We start from the raw sequence: 15,162 nt of genomic DNA on the forward strand, positions 1-15,162 counted from the left end.
CGTATTTTGCAACGGCTTCCGGCGGGGAGAGGGTAGGGTGAGGGGGCCACGCGCTGGGTCGCGCTTTTTGGGGCTATCGACGCTATCCGCACACCCATTCCCGCATGGCTGGGTTGAAATCCCGGCGGTTGTGGTTCCCGCCTCGTGCGCCCATATGTGAGCAGTCAATCATATGCTAGAGAAAGAAAGACAATGTCCTTCCGTCAGTCCATTCGCGATGGCTTGCTTGGCCGCGCCTTTGCGATGATCGGTGCCGCGAATGCCGCCAGCGCCGCCGTCCAATCCGGCCGCCGCCCACGCGAGCGCGATCTCAACAGGCTCGGGATCGATCCGAGCCTGTTCGGCCGCATCAATCACTAAGCCTGGAATTAACAGGCGGTCTTTGACCGCCCGAAATGAAACAGCCCGCAACCTTTCGGTCGCGGGCTTTATTTTTGTCCGAGACGGCCGCCGCATTCTCTCCCTCATCCTCGCCCTCGTGGCGGGGATCCAGCCAACCCAAGTCCTTGGGTTGAAAAGAGTCTACCGCGTCGCGGACGCGACGCTGCTGGATCCCGGCACAAGGCCGGGATGAGGGTGAGGACGATGTGGCCGCTTGCCAGTCGTCAGGAGCGCTCAGCTCAGGTCTGAGCCTGAACCTGCTGCTCTTTCTGCGCATGCGTCTCATTGTGCGCCTGCTCTTCGGCCTGTTCCTTCCTGTTGTAGCGGATGGAGGACCAGAGCGAGATGCCGATCAGGGTTGCGCCGCCCAGCCCCGTGATGACTTCGGGGATGTGATACAGCGTCTGCACATACATGATCACCGAGAGGATCAGGATGGCGTAGAAGGCGCCGTGCTCGAGATAGCGGTATTCGGCAAGCGTTCCCTTTTCCACCAGCATGATCGTCATGGAGCGGACATACATGGCGCCGATGCCGAGGCCGATGGCGATGACGAAGAGGTTCTGCGTCAGCGCGAAGGCGCCGATGACGCCGTCGAAGGAGAAGCTGGCATCGAGCACTTCGAGATAGATGAAGGCGCCGAGGCCACCCTTGGCGGCGGCGCTCATCGTCTTTTGCGAGGCATCGAGCAGGCCGCCCACCACCTCGACCGCGAGGAAGGTCAGAAGACCATAGATGGCGCTATGGACGAAGGTGCTGGCTTCCGCTTCCGGCAGGAAGGAGGAGAAGACCAGGATGAGGGCCAGCACGAAGGCGATCTCGATGCCCTTGATGGTGGCCGAGCGGGCCATCATGCGTTCGAGGCCCGCGATCCAGTGCACCTCCTTCTCGTGGTTGAAGAAGTAGTTGAGGCCGACCATCATCAGGAAGGTGCCGCCGAAGGCTGCGATCGGCAGATGCGCGTCGTTCATGATGCGGGCGTATTCGGCAGGCTCGCGGGCGGCGAGAACCAGCGCTTCCCATGGGCCGATCTGAGCCGCGATGGCGACGATCGCCAGCGGGAAGACGATGCGCATGCCGAAGACGGCGATGACGATGCCCCAGGTCAGAAAGCGATGCTGCCATTCCGGCGTCATCTCCTTCAGCTTGTTGGCGTTGACGATGGCGTTGTCGAAGGAGAGCGAGATTTCGAGCACGGCAAGCACCGTACAAATGAAGAAGACGGTCGCCATGCCGCCAATGGTGCCGGTCGTCTGCCAGCCGAGGGCTGCGCCGAGCGCTAGGCCCACGGCCGTGACGATGAAGGACCAGGTGAAGTAGCTGAGTGTCGACTTCGTCTTGGTGGGGGTGCTCATGAGCGAACCTCCCCACTGTCAGCGCTGTTTGAGAGCGTGGATACGCTGAAGAAACGCGACATACCACAACGGGCATGCGCGTAAGGCATGGTGTGCTTTTTCATCGAATGAAAATCCGCCGGCTTATTTGCAGGCGGTACCGACATCACGAGAGCGCCGTAAAAACTCTCGCCAGAGGGGCCCGGCACCAGGTTGCCCATCGGCCGATGTCTGAGGCCGCGGGATGTTCACAGAGATAGTCAAGTTCGCGGCTCAGTCAAGATCGGGCTGGAGCGCGCAATCGCTTTTCTCGGGAACCATCCGGGCCTTTGGTCGTTAGGTCTCCAGTTGCCCGACAGATGTGTCGCCGATGGGCCGCCGACTTCGGTCGCGGCGCGCTCGGTGTGCGGTCGGGAAACGGCGCCAGTGTAAAGCGAAGAGTGTAACGACAAGGGAGAGGACGACCATGCCGACCCACAGCCACGTTCCAGACACCCATATTCCCGACAAGCGCACCCAGGCGGCCGACCGCATGAAGCGGGCAAAGCCGAACCGGATGAAGACCGCCCAGGTGATGCCGCCGCACCAGGTGGACCTGACGCTGACGCCGGGCGTTCACCATGACATCCACGTGCCCGCGCATGTGACGGGCGGAGATTTGTCGCGCGAGGGGCCAATCACGAGCGACGACAAGGGCGACGCGAAGAACTGAATTCCAGCCGATAGCGAGAGAGATAGATGACCGTAAATACCGTGCCCGCCGACCTGACCATGAAGCATGAAAGCGAATGGCGGGCGATCCGGGGGATTGCCGTGCGCGGCGCCGAAGGCGCCACACTCGGTACGCGTCAAAACCCGATCGTTTCCTCGAAGGCGTCCCAGGAGCGGGTGAGTTCGTAGCGGCCGATGCCGGGGATGGCGAAGTGGCCGAACCAGGGGCTGAGCTGGAATTCGGCGAAGGCCTCGCTGAGCTTGCCGACGGCGCCGACATAGATCGCGGAGGCAAGGCCCGTGCGATTGGCGCCGTGTTCGCAATGGATGAGGAGCGGTTTTGGCGCATCGGCCATCAGCTTGGCGAGGCGCTCGGCCTCTGGGATCGACAACAGCTTCGACGAGGACATCGGGAAATCGATCAGGGTGATGCCGGCCTTCTGCGCGGCGGCCGCCTCATTGCGGTACCAGTCGGTGCGCTCCTCGTCGCGCAGGTTGACGATCGTCTTGATGCCGTAGGTGTCGGCATAGGTGGCGATGTCGGAGCCGCTCGGCTGGGCGGAGCGATAAAGCTCGCCGGGGATGACTTCGTGGAAATTTCCGGTGAGCTGGCCGATGCCGGCATGGCCTAGGACCAAGAGCACCGCGCCGAGCGCGAGACCCGCGGGCCATTTCAGAAATCTCATATATCGTCGCGTCATGCGTTTACTTCTTCTCAGCAGCCATCGTGGCTTTTCCATCATCGCTGTCGCAGCGATCACGGCTCAGATGGGGAGCGGGGTCAGGCCATGCCAGCGATTTCGGCGACCGGCGCCTTCAATCAAATGTGAGCGGAGGCTGTAGCGGGCAAATGGCGCGATGATGTGGCGGCCGGAGCAAGCGAAGTTTGCCGGGAATCTGGCAGACGAAACTAGCCGGGGGCAAATGGTGCTTGCCAACCTTTCGGAAAGGATTGCGCGGCGATAATCGGCCATCACGGGAATCGGGACGCCATGGCCAAGACAGCGACACGCCGCAAGACATCGACACGCTCGCGGGCGGGAGCGAGGAAGAGCGGAGGCGGAAGCCCGCTTCCCTGGGTGGTCGTGGGTGCGCTCGCCTTCGGCGGCATCGCCGTCTACGACAACTGGAAGAGCGTGAAGCCGATGCTCGCCTCGCATGCGCCTTCGCCATCAGTCTCGCGGCCGGTCAGCGTGGCGAAGAACACACGCGAGCGCGATGCGGTGCGTGAGGCCATCAAGGATACGAGCCGGGATACGGGACCGAGGCAGACGGCGTCGATCGCGCCGGTCTCGAAGATCATTCCTCCGGCCGCCGTACCGATCCCGTCGTCCAAGGGGCCTGTCGCGGAAAAGGCGGAGCCGGCGTCCATCTCGCCAGCGTCTATTTCACCGGCGCAGACGCAATCCGCCAAGGCTGCCTTCGGCTATTGCGGGCAGGGCGAGCATATCAACTGCGTCGCCGACGGCAGCACCTTCTGGTACAAGGGTGAGAAGATCGTCATCGCCGATATCGTCAGCCCCGGCATCGACAATGCGCGCTGCGACGGGGAGCGCAAGGCGGGCTTCGCGGCCAAGCTCCGGCTGCTCAACCTTCTGAATGCCGGATCGTTCTCGATGAACGCCGCCGGCCAGCTCGACAAGGGGGCCGCTCCCCGCGTCATCTCGCGCGACGGTCGCTCGATCGGCGCGCAGCTGGTGGACGAAGGCTTGGCGCGCAAGCCAGGGAAGGGCGCCTGGTGCGCCTGAGGCTCGTTTAAACCTACTTCTGCTTCGGTGCCTTGCCGTTGGTCTTGAAGACCGCGGAGAAGGCCGTGTCGGTGCTCTTGGCGCTGCATTCGATCGCGACCGGCTTGCCGTCATAGGGGTTGCCGAGCGTGCAGCTTCCCGAGACCTTGACCTGGCCGGTCATTTTCTGGCCCGCGCCCGTCACGACCATATCGAGCGGCAGCGTGACATTGCCTGCTGATGCGGCCTTGATCTTGGTGCCGTCGCCCTGGAAGCCGAGCATCTTGCCCTCGGCGGTGAAGATCAGGGTGACCTGGCCGTTGACCAGCGTGACGCTGGCGATCTCGTTCTGGCAGGGCTTGGAGACATCGACCTTGCCGACGACGAGCTTGCTGCAGCGTCCGGCCAGCGTCAGCGCGCCAGGCGCGCCTGGGAAATTCTGCTGTGCCGTGCCCGCTGCCTGCGCGATCGATGCCGACAGAAGTGCGCCGGCGGTCAGGATTACCAGTTTCATTTCAATACCTCGTCATGCCTAAAGCGTGTCGCCACAGCACCGAGGCCATGACATTCTACTGTGTTCGAAATTGGTCAGCACGCTAGACTTTCAATGTCATGGCGCACAACTTCGCAGCCCAAGAAAAGCCACCAGAAATGGCTTGCGACGCCGCTTTTACATATGCTCATCCGGTAATAAGACCTTCGCCGCCCCGTGTGGGGCGTTTTGAGGGGAAACATGAGAAACATCACGCTGTCGGCGGTCTCCGCCATCGCATTCCTGGCATTCGCAGGCGTCTCGCACGCGGAAGACCTGGTCTTCACGCTGAAGAACGGCACCAACTCGGTGCTCACCAATTTCTACACCTCGCCCGTTGGCGTCAACGAGTGGGAAGACGACGTCTTCGGCAAGCAGGTGCTGAACCCGGGTGAGAGCATGGACATCACCATCGGCGACGGCCGCGACGTCTGCAAATACGACATGAAGTTCGAGTTCGAGGAAGGCTCCAACCTCGACACGACCACCGACACGCAGAACCTCTGCGAAATGGGCTCCTATACGATCCACGAATAAGCGTTCGTAAGCAGTTCGCTCGACATGAAGAGGTCCGGCCCATCCGCCGGGCCTCTTTTCGTTTCAGCGCCTGGCTTGCGCGATGCCCGACAGCAAAACGCCCCGGAGACCGGGGCGGTGGTTGCTGCTGCGGTGTCCGGCACAATGCCCGATATCGTTAGCGGCAGACGCGGATGCTTTCCATGTGATAGCCGCCGTCATAGGCGTTCTGCACCTGGCGGTCCTCGAACCAGCAACGCGGCGGGGGCGGCGGTGGCGGGTCGATATAGCGCGGGCCGGAATTGCCGTTGGCAATCGCGCCGCCAATCAGGCCGCCGATAACGCCAGCCGCAAGACCACCGGCGATGACGGCGCCATCATTGTGGTGGTGGCGGCGCGGTGGTGGCGGCTGGTCGCGGTAGCCATAGCCCGGCGGGCGACGGTCGTAATACTGCGCCATTGCCGGCGCGGTGGTCGCCAGGACGCTGCTGAACGTGGTTGCGGCAACCACGGCGTACAGAGCCATTTTCTTCATTCGCATGCGTCTCCGTTAAGATCGAGAGGCTCGATAGCCACTCAACATGCCCAGAAGATGGCATTGGTTGGCTTAATGGATTCTGAACGAGGTTGGGGTGTGGATAGGTCTTGAAGCGAGTGGGTCGGGGCCGGTCGCGGTTGGCGGATCGGCGCGGGCCGCATCGCCTCGTGAAATATAATTTCGCCGACGGCACGTCGATTGGGCGCTTTGGATCGCCGGTTGCCGAAATGAATAAGGGCTCAGCGATTTCTCGCTAAGCCCTTGACTATTCAGTCTAATCTGGATGGTGGGCGTGACAGGGATTGAACCTGTGACCCCTACGATGTCAACGTAGTGCTCTCCCGCTGAGCTACACGCCCATCCGATGTCGGCGCATAGACCACAAACCTATTTGGCCGTCAATAGGCCTTTTTCAGATTTGTGACATGCGCCCACAGAACCCTTAGGCCGCAAGCATTTTATTGACTTCGTCAACGAGGTCGCGGAGGTGGAAAGGCTTGGAAAGGACCTTCGCGTCCTTCGGTGCCTTCGAATCAGGATTGAGTGCCACGGCCGCAAAACCGGTGATGAACATCACCTTGAGGTCGGGATCGAGTTCGGTGGCGCGGCGCGCCAGCTCGATGCCGTCCATTTCGGGCATGACGATATCGGTGAGAAGAAGGGAAAAGGGTTCTTCGCGAAGGCGGTCGTATGCGCTGGCGCCGTTGTCGTAGGACAGGACCTTGTAGCCTGCCTTTTCGAGCGCCTTCACAAGGAAGCGGCGCATGTCGTTGTCGTCTTCTGCAAGAAGTATCTTCTGAGTCATTATCCAGACCGCTGATCAGTGGAATTTATGCGTGAGTATTGGTCATTTACACTAGATTTCGGCCGGTAAACAACCGGTGAAGCGCCTGTGCAAAGCGTCATCCCCATGAGATAGTATGGACTTGGCGGCCTTCAACTGGCAACATGGGCAAGATAGCTGCCTGCCAGCATGGTTAAGAGGGAAACAGGTGGACGAGATTCCCGCGTACGAGCTTTTTGAGATACGGGAACCCGCGTCGCATACCATTCCATTCGTCTACAACTCCCCTCATAGCGGCCGCATCTATCCGCCCGAATTCATCGCGCAATCCAGATTGCAGGGGATTTCGATCCGCCGCTCGGAAGACCATTATGTCGACGAGCTGTTTTCGGCGGCCGGCGCGCTCGGTGCGCCGCTGCTTCTCGCCAATTTTCCGCGCGCCTATCTCGACGTGAACCGCGAGCCCTACGAGCTCGATCCGCGCATGTTCGACGGGCTCCTGCCTTCATACGCCAATATCAATTCGCTGCGCGTGGCGGGCGGTCTCGGCACTATCCCCAGGATCGTCGCCGAAAACATGGAGATCTACGCGCGTCGCCTGCCGGTGCAGGAGGCGCTCGATCGGATCGAGGCGGTCTACAAGCCCTATCACGCTGCGCTGCGCCGCCTGATCGCGCGCACGCATGTGCAGTTCGGTTTCGGTGTTTTGATCGACTGCCACTCGATGCCGGGTAATATTCGCGTCGCGGGTGCGACGTCGCGGCCGGATTTCATCATCGGTGACCGCTATGGCACAAGCGCCTCGGCCGAGCTGTCGCGCATGGCCGTCAGCATCTTCGAGGAGATGGGCTTTGCCGCGATCCGCAACAAGCCCTATGCTGGCGGCTTTATCACCGAGCATTATGGCCGCCCCTCGCGCGGCCTGCACGCGCTGCAGATCGAGGTTAATCGCTCGATCTATGTCGACGAGGTAACCCTCGAGCGCCGCGCCGATTTCCCGCTCGTGGCCGCCGCGATCACGTCCTTCATGCGCCAGATGGCCGACTACGTCGCCAAGTTCGCCGGCGATACGGCGCTGGCGGCGGAATAGGCGGTTTTCGCGCGCGTTGACGCTGGGTCCGGCTGGCTCTATTTTTGGCTATCGGTCAATGGTGGTGACGATGGATATCGCAGCTACGGTTTTGGGGACTGTCAATGCGCCTTACGGGCGCAAGCTGACGGCCGCTGAGCTGGCGTTTTATCTGTCGCATATGGATGAGGCGAAGACCGTACCCGGCCACATGTCGTCCTTCTTCGCGGAAGTGACCCCGCAGCTGCAGGCGGCGTTCGCAGCCTCGGTCGGCATTTCGCTGCCTGAATTGGTGGAGGCCGCCAGGGCGTTCTCCGTCTATTCCGGCGAAACCTATCCGTTGGCGGCGTGACGATCGGCGGCGCTCCGGATTGGAGGCGGCTTTTCCGCATCGCGACAAGCCTGATCGATCAGGTCAATCGCGCCTATCCTATTATCGACGAGTGGTCCTTCGGTGGTGGCACCGCGATGATGCTGCAGATCGAGCATCGTGACAGCCATGACGTCGATATTTTTCTGGCAGATGCCCAGTTGCTGGGCTATCTCGATCCCGCGAAAGCCGAATTGAAGTTCGATGTCTTTCCCGACGGGTATGAAGGAGATGGCGTCAAGTTCCAGAAGTTCGCCTTCAATGGCGTCGGAGAGATCGATTTTATCGTCGCTCAAGGGCTGACGTCCGTTCCCTATGCTCGGGCCTCCGTCGAGAATTTGGATGTACTTCTGGAGACGGTGCCCGAGATCGTTGCCAAGAAGATCTATTATCGCGGAGCGTCCATTCGACCTCGTGACATTTTTGACATTGCCGCCGCTGCCGAGAGCCATGAGCGCGAGCTCGTTGAGGAGCTTCGGCGTTATCGCCCGCATGTCGAGGCAACGTTGTCAGCGATCGCCGGGCTCAATGCCGACTTCGTCTCGACTGCCATCGCTCAACTGATGATCCGGCCGGCGTTTCAGCATGTCGCGGCGACGGCGATGCAGCGTACTAATACTGTCTTGAAGATGGTGTAGCTTTTCCGCGTCAGAGTTGCGGACTTCAGCCGTTCCTCTTGGTTGCCATTCCAACCCGACAAAAAAAGACCGCCTTGCGGCGGTCCAAGTCTAGGGAGGAAACACCCAAGGAGGGTATTTACAGTCAGAAGACTGTAGGGAGACGCTACTATTGCAGTGCACAATTGTCAATCATTTTATTGCGGTGCGCAAAATATGTGCAGCCGGCTAAAAGTTGCTGCTTGCGTTTGCAAAATGAGCCTTTTCGGCTATGGAAAGCGGCATCGACAGTCTCACACGGATGTCCCTCATGTTTCCTGATCGCACCTTCTTCAATCGCCTTGCGGAAGCCGCCAAGGCCGAGACGCTGCCGCGGTTTCGCTCCGGGACCGGCGTGACGAACAAGCTTGCATCCGGCTTCGACCCCGTCACCGAGGGCGACCGTGCGGCCGAAGTGGCGATCCGGGCGCTGATCGAACAGCATTTTCCCGAGCATGGCATTCTTGGCGAGGAGTTCGGCAATGTCGGGCTCGACCGCGAGCATGTCTGGGTGATCGACCCGATCGACGGCACGCGGGCGTTCATCTCCGGCGTTCCTGTTTGGGGGACACTGATCGGGCTCTACAGGAACGGCCGGGCGATCATGGGGATGATCGAGCAGCCGTTTACCGGTGAGCGCTATTTCGCCGATGAGAGCGGCTCCTATTACACCGGTCCCGAGGGCGAGCGGAAGCTTCAGGCGCGTGATTGCGCCGGGCTTTCCGATGCAATCCTGTTCACCACCTCGCCGCATCTCTTCGCCGGCACCGAGATGGATCGGTATCGCGAGATCGAAAGCCAGGTGCGGCTCTTCCGCTATGGCACCGATTGCTACGCCTATGCGCTTCTGGCGGCCGGGCATATCGATCTCGTCGTCGAAAACGGCCTGAAGCCCTACGACGTCGGCGGCATCATTCCCGTCATCGAGAAGGCCGGCGGCATCATTACCACATGGGATGGCGGCCGGCCGGAGAATGGCGGTTCGATCATCGCCGCCGGCAGTCAGGCGGTCTATGATGCGGCGGTGGCGATCCTGCGGCGCTAAAGCAAGGGTTGTACAAAGGCGGACGGCATCAGGTCTGGTTTTGTTAGATGTAGTCTATGTTCAATAGCATTGGTTGTTCGCCGATCGACGCAATCTCCCATCGGTTGTTCGTTTGTAAAAACATGCGGTTACTTGCCTTGCAAGGTGCTCGCAAGGGGTGAATATTAATCGAACAGAAAGACTTCGCTGCAAATCTTGCCGCTGAAATGAATGTATTTGGATCCTTGCCTTCCGGCGGTCCGCATTTCAGTTTTTGAGGCAAATTATAATGCAGCTCTTTTCTTTCGGATCGGCAGCCGGCGCCAAGGCCGTTCTTGATGCCGTCAGCCGTTCGCAGGCCGTGATCGAATTCGACATGGCAGGCAATATTCTCTTCGCCAACGAGAACTTCTGTCAGGCGATGGGCTATCGTCTCGACGAAATTGTTGGACGACCCCACAGCATGTTCGTGGAGCCCGAAGAGGCGAAGAGCGCGGACTATGCCGCCTTCTGGAAGCAATTGAACAAGGGCGAGTTCGATCGCCGGCAGTACAAGCGCATCGGCAAGGGCGGGCGCGAAGTGTGGATCGAAGCGTCCTACAATCCGGTCTTCAAGGGCAGCACGCCCTACAAGGTCGTGAAGTTCGCCACCGTCATTACCGATACGAAGCTGAAGAGTGCGGAAGATGCTGGCAAGCTCGATGCGCTCTCTCGCGCGCAGGCGACGATCGAGTTCACGCCCGACGGCCATATCCTGACGGCCAACGAGAATTTTCTGAAGACGCTCGGCTATACGCTGGAGGAAATCCGCGGCCGGCATCATTCGATGTTCTGTGATCCCGCCTATGCTGATAGCGCGGCGTATAGAGAGTTTTGGCGCAGCCTGGCGGCCGGGCAGTTCGCCGCCGACGAGTTCGCGCGTATCGGCAAGGGCGGCCGCAAGGTGTTCATCCAGGCCTCCTACAACCCGATCTTCGACATGAGCGGCAAGGTGTTCAAAGTCGTGAAGTTCGCGACCGATGTCAGCGAGCGGGTGCGGGCGGTCAACGAGCTCGCCGTCGGCCTGCAGGCGATGGCGGATGGCGATCTGGACCAGACGATCGAAAAGCCCTTCATCGCCTCGCTGGAGACGCTGCGCACCGATTACAACTCCTCGATCGGCCGGCTGCGGGCGGCAATGCAGGCGATTGCCAGGAACGCGACGCAGATCGCATCGGGAACGCGCGAGATCAGTGCTGCGTCCGACGATCTTGCCCGCCGTTCGGAATCGCAGGCTTCGTCCGTGGAAGAGACAGCAGCGGCGGTGACCGAGATTTCCACCACCGTTTCGGATTCGGCGCGCCGGGCGGCGGATGCGGGTCGATTGGTCGACGACACCACGAAGAGCGCGCAGGATTCCGCCGATGTCGTCAGGCAGACGGTGGACGCCATGGCGCGGATCGAGCGTTCCTCGACCCAGATCGCCGGCATCGTCAGCGTCATCGACGATATCGCCTTCCAGACCAATCTTCTGGCGCTGAATGCCGGCGTCGAGGCGGCGCGGGCCGGTGAAGCGGGCAAGGGGTTCGCGGTCGTAGCGCAGGAAGTGCGGCAGCTGGCGCAGCGTTCGGCCGATGCGGCCAAGGAAATCAAGGCGCTGATCCATGACAGCGAAGCCTCGGTTCGCGACGGGGTGGCGCTCGTGGACAAGACCGGTGCGGCGCTGGAGGCGATCGCGTCGCGGGTGGTGCAGGTGCACGACAATGTCTCCGGCATCGTCGTGGCGGCGCGCGAGCAATCGCAGGCTCTGGGCCAGATCAACGAGGCCGTGATGTCGATGGATCAGGACACGCAACGCAATGCGGCGATGGTCGAGCAGACCGCGTCGGCGAGCCGCAAGCTGGCGGCAGAGGCGAGCGCGCTGTTCGAGCTGATCGGCCAGTTCAAGGTCGGCGACGAGCGAAGCGCGCGCGGCGTGGCGCCGCTGGCGAGAGTAGCCTGACGATCGCGATCTGGCGCGTCGGCGATGACGCGCCATTGGGGCGGGCGAAGGGCCGACGGCCTGACGGGCAGACAGACAAGCAAAGAAAAAGGGTTCCGCCGGCAGGCTGGAACCCTTTTTTGTTCGATCGTCTCGTGAGGCCTGAGATTAGCCGCCGATGCCGCCGCGCATGCGGGCGGTGTCGAAGGCCGTCGGGCGCGGCGTCGGCACAGCCACTGCCGTCGGCACGGTGTAGGCAACGGCCTCGAAGGCGGCCGGCGCGGGTTCGGACGGGACGTAGGCCTGCTGGACCGGAACCTGCAGCACGTGCTGCTGCTTGGTCTGCGCCTGCTGCGGCTGGGCCTGCTGGAACCGATCCTGCTGGAATTGCGGCTGTTGCGTTTGGGCCGGCTGCAGTTGGGCGGTCTGGACCTGTCCCTGCTGAACCTGCGGCTCTTCCATGCGGACCGCTTCGGCGGTCGTCTGCATGGGAGCGGCCTGCGGGACGGGCACGCTTTCCGGCGCTTCGTAGGCGGTTTCGACAACGCCTTCAGCCATCGGGATCGGCTCGCGGGCCGGCGAAGAGGCTGGCGTCAGCAATTCGAACTGTGCCGCCATCTGGCTGTGAGCGGGCACGAAATTCATCGCGACTTCGTAGGCGGGGAGCGGCGAAGGGGTCTGCAGCTCGCCATCGGCGCCGCGCTTCTCGTAGAAGGCATTGCCGCCGGCAACCGTCACGTAGTGCATGTTGTCGTAGGGGAACTTCATGCCGTCGGTATGGAAGAACATGGCTTCCTTGACGGCGGGATTGCGCTCACCCTTCAGGAGTGCGTCGGCGGCAGCGTTGAGATCTGGCTCCGCCTGTGCCTTGACCTCGCGGGTCATGACACCGGGGGCGAACTGCTTGGCCTGCGAAACGACGCCGCAAATGGACTTGGGATAAGCCGGGGATGTCAGACGGTTCATCACGACGCTGCCGACAGCCATATAGCCGTCGTGGTCGGAATGCAGCGATTCGAAATACATCGCCCGCTTGAGGCAGGCTCGGTCTTCCGTCGTGTAATTGTAGGTGACCTTACCGGGCGTGCCGGTATGCAGACGCTTGGTCGTCTGAATGCTGCCTGTGGTCTTTGGCGTGCTGGTGCAGCCCGTGGCAGCTAAGCCCACAATCATGATCCCGAAGAGAGATCGTCCCAATACGTAATGCGCCCTCAACGCCAGGTGCCCCCTATGTGATTAGTTCAGCCCTTATCGAAAAAGTGAGTAACTATTATCTTACAATCGTAAAAATTCAAACACCGCGTTACATTTTTGTCTCAAAATGTGATCGCGCCGGCCGGAACCATGCGATTTCGGAAGCGCTCGCTGGTGATCGGACCTCGGTAATGGTGCTTCGGCTCAGGTGCCGAAGCCCTCGAATTCCTCGGAAACCTCGGCATCCGCGCCCGGAATGAAGGCGTGGAAGGCGGCGAGCGCTGCCTGCCGGTAGACGTCGCGTTCCTGCAACACTTCGTGACGAGCGCCGTTGATCGGCACGAGTTGACCGGCGCGGAAATAGCGCGAGAGACGCTCCTGGGCGATGTAAGGCACGATCGTATCGCGCGTCGGGGCTATCACGACGGTCGGGATGGTGATCGAAAAGAGATGGTTCGGCGCGGTGACCCGCTCGATGGTCTTGAAGGATTCAACCAGCCAGCGCGCGGTGGGCGGTCCGAGGGTCAGATCGGGATTTGCCTCAGCAATCGCGACGTTGCGTTCGAAGCGGACCTCGTCCGATGTCAGCGGATTGTCGCGGAACGGTTTTTCCCTGAGCTTGCGCGACAGCGGATGCGACCCGAGACCGAGCGCGCAGGCCGCGGATGCGAGCCAACGGATCGTGCCTGCGGAGGCTGCCTGGCCCGAGAGCCCGATGAAGGGCGCCGTCAGCACCATGCGCTCGATGCGCGTCGTGAGATAAGGAGCGGCCGAGAGCGCGATCAGCGCGCCGGTCGAATGCGCCAATAGATAGAAGGGCAGACGGGTGTCGGGCAGTACGACTTTCTCGAGGAAGGTATCGAGGTCGTGCTCGTAATCGACGAAGCGGCGGACATGGCCGTAATGACGCTTCTTCAGCATGCGGTCGGAATTGCCTTGGCCGCGCAGATCGAAGGTGGCAACCCAGAGGCCCTTGTCGGTAAGGTCGCGGATCGTCTCGTAATATTTCTCGATGAATTCGTTGCGGCCGTGCAAAAGCACGACGGTGCCCTTGGCAACGGAGGCCTGGGAGCGGAAGACGGCGTAGCGCAGCTTCAGGCCGTCATGCGTCTCGAAGTAGCCTTCCGTGCGATTTTCCGGAACCGGATTGCCGGGTGTCGAAAACAGAACCTGTTCCATAGCCGTCAGCGCGCGCCCTTCGAAAGGATTCGGGATTGAAGTAAAGCGGATAGGCGATCGGCCTGTCAAATCAAAGAAAAAAGCGTTCTTGAGATGCGCGTCGCCCGCGCCCGGTCAAAAAAGTGGCCGGCATGCGGGACCTGAGGGGAGCGCAGTGCCGGCCGGAGATCGGGCTGGAGACGAAGGGACGATACACTCCAGCCATCGAGCCAGTGTAACCCGATGACGCAATGATTAGGCCCGTGCGTCTGAACGGATGCCGAACCGGGTGTTCATGCGCGGTTCACGGTGCCTGGCCGCGGATTTCCGGTGGTTGTGGGCGCCTCTCAGAAAGGGTCTTGAAGTCCGAAAAAGCCATCCCCATCTCATGGTAGCGGACGCCAGAACGGGTCCGCGGAACCGTCCCGAAGCTGCCGATCAAGGGGTTTTTGGGGCAATTTATCGCAATCAGTCGCTTCCTCAGGAGGACATCATGCGTCACGTAGACTTCTCTCCCCTCTATCGTTCCACCGTCGGTTTTGACCGTCTCTTCACCATGCTCGACAGCCTGGGCCAGCCCGACCAGGGCCAGACCTATCCGCCCTACAATATCGAGCGCACCGGTGAAAACACCTACCGCATCACCATGGCCGTCGCCGGTTTCGACGAAACCGAAATTTCGATCGAAGCGCAGGCTCATGCTCTCACCGTCAAGGGCGAGAAGAATGAAGACAATGCGGAAGGCTCCGAATTCCTCTATCGCGGAATCGCCAAGCGCACCTTCGAGCGTCGCTTCCAGCTTGCCGATCATGTCGAGGTGACGGCTGCTTCGCTGAAGAACGGTCTGCTGCACATCGACCTTCTTCGCAGCATTCCCGAGGCCATGAAGCCCCGCAAGATCGCGATCGCCGCCGAGCCGGTGAGCGCGCCGAAGGCCATCGAGGCTCAGGTCACCAACTAAGTCACCAACGAACCAATCCCTCCCAGGATATGGCAACAAGGCGGCGTCCCTCACGGGGCGCCGCTTTTTTGTTGTCGGGTCACGCCGGGTTGGCGGCTTGCTCTACTTCGGCGGCGGTGATGCGGCGGCGGTGGGCGGCGGCGTATTTTTGGGCGATGACGGCGCAGACCATCAGCTGGATCTGGTGGAAGAGCATCAGCGGCAGGACGATGGCGCCGATTGCCTGGCCGGCGAAGATGACGTTGGT

17 protein-coding genes, 1 tRNA gene and 1 pseudogene are annotated in these 15,162 nt (G+C 61.2%); 10 read left to right on the forward strand and 9 right to left on the reverse strand.

The genetic code is table 11. The features are described 5' to 3' along the window. The first annotated feature begins 192 nt into the window (after positions 1-192). Positions 193-360 (forward strand): hypothetical protein, encoded by a 168-nt coding sequence (locus B3605_RS12515; RefSeq protein ID WP_183795166.1) that lies wholly within the window; start codon positions 193-195, stop codon positions 358-360. A gap of 260 nt (positions 361-620) precedes the next feature. Here B3605_RS12515 and B3605_RS12520 read toward each other — a convergent pair whose 3' ends face one another. Further along, a complete protein-coding gene (locus tag B3605_RS12520) occupies positions 621-1,736 on the reverse strand; it encodes a DUF475 domain-containing protein (RefSeq protein ID WP_112973936.1) in 1,116 nt (371 codons plus the stop codon). Between the two features lie 445 nt (positions 1,737-2,181). Between B3605_RS12520 and B3605_RS12525 the strand changes: the two genes are divergently transcribed. Continuing rightward, positions 2,182-2,427, forward strand: a complete 246-nt coding sequence (locus B3605_RS12525) for a hypothetical protein (protein ID WP_112945272.1) — start codon at positions 2,182-2,184, stop codon at positions 2,425-2,427. 136 nt (positions 2,428-2,563) lie between these two features. Here the strand turns inward: B3605_RS12525 and B3605_RS12530 are convergent, their stop codons facing one another. After that, entirely contained in the window at positions 2,564-3,112 is a 549-nt protein-coding gene (locus B3605_RS12530) for a dual specificity protein phosphatase family protein (protein WP_296434123.1), read from the reverse strand. A gap of 306 nt (positions 3,113-3,418) precedes the next feature. Between B3605_RS12530 and B3605_RS12535 the strand changes: the two genes are divergently transcribed. After that, positions 3,419-4,174 (forward strand): hypothetical protein, encoded by a 756-nt coding sequence (locus B3605_RS12535; RefSeq protein ID WP_112945270.1) that lies wholly within the window; start codon positions 3,419-3,421, stop codon positions 4,172-4,174. Positions 4,175-4,187: 13 nt separating this feature from the next. On the opposite strand, the gene B3605_RS12540 is transcribed toward B3605_RS12535, so the two are convergent. After that, positions 4,188-4,667, reverse strand: a complete 480-nt coding sequence (locus tag B3605_RS12540; protein ID WP_112945269.1) for a hypothetical protein — start codon at positions 4,665-4,667, stop codon at positions 4,188-4,190. 219 nt (positions 4,668-4,886) lie between these two features. Between B3605_RS12540 and B3605_RS12545 the strand changes: the two genes are divergently transcribed. Further along, positions 4,887-5,222, forward strand: a complete 336-nt coding sequence (locus B3605_RS12545; RefSeq protein ID WP_018899779.1) for a hypothetical protein — start codon at positions 4,887-4,889, stop codon at positions 5,220-5,222. A gap of 157 nt (positions 5,223-5,379) precedes the next feature. Here the strand turns inward: B3605_RS12545 and B3605_RS12550 are convergent, their stop codons facing one another. The 3 genes from B3605_RS12550 to cpdR1 all read right to left on the reverse strand — a co-directional run bounded on the left by B3605_RS12550 (position 5,380) and on the right by cpdR1 (position 6,544). After that, the gene (locus tag B3605_RS12550; protein WP_112945268.1) at positions 5,380-5,736 is read right to left on the reverse strand and encodes a hypothetical protein; all 357 of its coding nucleotides are present in this window, start codon (positions 5,734-5,736) and stop codon (positions 5,380-5,382) included. A 287-nt stretch (positions 5,737-6,023) separates the two neighbouring features. Beyond that, a tRNA-Val gene (locus B3605_RS12555) sits at positions 6,024-6,098 on the reverse strand. Positions 6,099-6,181: 83 nt separating this feature from the next. Further along, the gene (cpdR1, locus tag B3605_RS12560) at positions 6,182-6,544 is read right to left on the reverse strand and encodes a response regulator CpdR1 (protein ID WP_003542883.1); all 363 of its coding nucleotides are present in this window, start codon (positions 6,542-6,544) and stop codon (positions 6,182-6,184) included. A 187-nt stretch (positions 6,545-6,731) separates the two neighbouring features. Between cpdR1 and B3605_RS12565 the strand changes: the two genes are divergently transcribed. The 5 genes from B3605_RS12565 (at position 6,732) to B3605_RS12585 (ending at position 11,623) form a co-directional block, all read left to right on the forward strand. After that, positions 6,732-7,613 (forward strand): N-formylglutamate amidohydrolase, encoded by an 882-nt coding sequence (locus B3605_RS12565; protein WP_111563404.1) that lies wholly within the window; start codon positions 6,732-6,734, stop codon positions 7,611-7,613. Between the two features lie 70 nt (positions 7,614-7,683). Further along, on the forward strand, positions 7,684-7,944 hold the full coding sequence (locus B3605_RS12570) for a hypothetical protein (RefSeq protein ID WP_112945279.1): 261 nt from the start codon (positions 7,684-7,686) through the stop codon (positions 7,942-7,944). Then, positions 7,941-8,600, forward strand: coding sequence for a nucleotidyl transferase AbiEii/AbiGii toxin family protein (locus B3605_RS12575; RefSeq protein WP_112945267.1), 660 nt, complete (start codon positions 7,941-7,943; stop codon positions 8,598-8,600). Before B3605_RS12570 ends, B3605_RS12575 begins: the two co-directional genes overlap by 4 nt. Positions 8,601-8,889: 289 nt before the next feature. Further along, positions 8,890-9,663, forward strand: a complete 774-nt coding sequence (gene hisN, locus B3605_RS12580) for a histidinol-phosphatase (RefSeq protein WP_112945278.1) — start codon at positions 8,890-8,892, stop codon at positions 9,661-9,663. Positions 9,664-9,931: 268 nt separating this feature from the next. Then, a complete protein-coding gene (locus tag B3605_RS12585; protein WP_112945266.1) occupies positions 9,932-11,623 on the forward strand; it encodes a methyl-accepting chemotaxis protein in 1,692 nt (563 codons plus the stop codon). 435 nt (positions 11,624-12,058) lie between these two features. On the opposite strand, the pseudogene B3605_RS12590 reads toward B3605_RS12585, so the two are convergent. After that, positions 12,059-12,817: pseudogene (locus tag B3605_RS12590) on the reverse strand (cell wall hydrolase); the annotation flags it as partial. A 183-nt stretch (positions 12,818-13,000) separates the two neighbouring features. Further along, entirely contained in the window at positions 13,001-13,975 is a 975-nt protein-coding gene (locus tag B3605_RS12595; protein WP_112945264.1) for an alpha/beta fold hydrolase, read from the reverse strand. 472 nt (positions 13,976-14,447) lie between these two features. Between B3605_RS12595 and B3605_RS12600 the strand changes: the two genes are divergently transcribed. Further along, positions 14,448-14,915: an Hsp20 family protein gene (locus B3605_RS12600; RefSeq protein WP_018899772.1), complete on the forward strand. Its 468-nt coding sequence runs from the start codon at positions 14,448-14,450 to the stop codon at positions 14,913-14,915. A gap of 79 nt (positions 14,916-14,994) precedes the next feature. On the opposite strand, the gene B3605_RS12605 is transcribed toward B3605_RS12600, so the two are convergent. Further along, the coding region (locus tag B3605_RS12605; protein WP_296434330.1) for a bile acid:sodium symporter at positions 14,995-15,162 on the reverse strand (168 nt) is incomplete at its 5' end.

Source organism: Rhizobium sp. UBA1881 (assembly GCF_002338015.1).
In the GTDB taxonomy this organism is placed as follows: Bacteria; Pseudomonadota; Alphaproteobacteria; order Rhizobiales; family Rhizobiaceae; genus Rhizobium.

Coding starts and splice junctions, on each gene's coding strand:
- B3605_RS12545 (WP_018899779.1), top strand. CDS start 4,887: ATGAGAAACATCACGCTGTCGGCGGTCTCCGCCATCGCATTCCTGGCA.
- B3605_RS12585 (WP_112945266.1), top strand. CDS start 9,932: ATGCAGCTCTTTTCTTTCGGATCGGCAGCCGGCGCCAAGGCCGTTCTT.
- B3605_RS12515 (WP_183795166.1), top strand. CDS start 193: ATGTCCTTCCGTCAGTCCATTCGCGATGGCTTGCTTGGCCGCGCCTTT.
- hisN (WP_112945278.1), top strand. CDS start 8,890: ATGTTTCCTGATCGCACCTTCTTCAATCGCCTTGCGGAAGCCGCCAAG.
- B3605_RS12550 (WP_112945268.1), bottom strand. CDS start 5,736: ATGAAGAAAATGGCTCTGTACGCCGTGGTTGCCGCAACCACGTTCAGC.
- B3605_RS12540 (WP_112945269.1), bottom strand. CDS start 4,667: ATGAAACTGGTAATCCTGACCGCCGGCGCACTTCTGTCGGCATCGATC.
- B3605_RS12570 (WP_112945279.1), top strand. CDS start 7,684: ATGGATATCGCAGCTACGGTTTTGGGGACTGTCAATGCGCCTTACGGG.
- B3605_RS12600 (WP_018899772.1), top strand. CDS start 14,448: ATGCGTCACGTAGACTTCTCTCCCCTCTATCGTTCCACCGTCGGTTTT.
- B3605_RS12520 (WP_112973936.1), bottom strand. CDS start 1,736: ATGAGCACCCCCACCAAGACGAAGTCGACACTCAGCTACTTCACCTGG.
- B3605_RS12525 (WP_112945272.1), top strand. CDS start 2,182: ATGCCGACCCACAGCCACGTTCCAGACACCCATATTCCCGACAAGCGC.
- B3605_RS12535 (WP_112945270.1), top strand. CDS start 3,419: ATGGCCAAGACAGCGACACGCCGCAAGACATCGACACGCTCGCGGGCG.
- B3605_RS12595 (WP_112945264.1), bottom strand. CDS start 13,975: ATGGAACAGGTTCTGTTTTCGACACCCGGCAATCCGGTTCCGGAAAAT.
- B3605_RS12530 (WP_296434123.1), bottom strand. CDS start 3,112: ATGAGATTTCTGAAATGGCCCGCGGGTCTCGCGCTCGGCGCGGTGCTC.
- cpdR1 (WP_003542883.1), bottom strand. CDS start 6,544: ATGACTCAGAAGATACTTCTTGCAGAAGACGACAACGACATGCGCCGC.